Source organism: Teichococcus aestuarii, from assembly GCF_003116135.1.
Lineage (GTDB): Bacteria > Pseudomonadota > Alphaproteobacteria > Acetobacterales > Acetobacteraceae > Pseudoroseomonas > Pseudoroseomonas aestuarii.
In genome coordinates this window covers 1-270 of record NZ_PDOA01000098.1, presented here as the reverse complement: position 1 = coordinate 270, position 270 = coordinate 1, and the positions used below count along the sequence as shown (strand labels likewise).

Genomic DNA, 270 nt, shown 5'->3' with positions numbered 1-270 from the left:
AGAGCTTCAACGGCAAGCTGCGCGATGAACTGCTTGACGGCGAGGTGTTCAACACACTGGCCGAAGCCAGGGTGCTGATCGAGCAGTGGCGGGTCCACTACAACACGGCCCGCCCCCATTCCTCGCTTGGCTATAGGCCACCAGCACCGGAGGTGATCATGCCGGAAAGGGCCAGACCCGTGCCCCACCCCGGTTCCAATGGCTCATCGCCGCCGCCTCTGACCATGCTCCACTAAAATCTTGCCCGGACCAGTTGATGGGGGCTGGTCA

1 protein-coding gene is annotated in these 270 nt (G+C 62.6%); it reads left to right on the top strand.

Annotation, left to right across the window (positions count from 1 at the left end; genetic code table 11):
• Positions 1-236: integrase core domain-containing protein (locus CR165_RS25905; protein ID WP_245906762.1), on the top strand; the 236-nt coding region annotated here is incomplete at its 5' end.
• Positions 237-270: the final 34 nt, after the last annotated feature.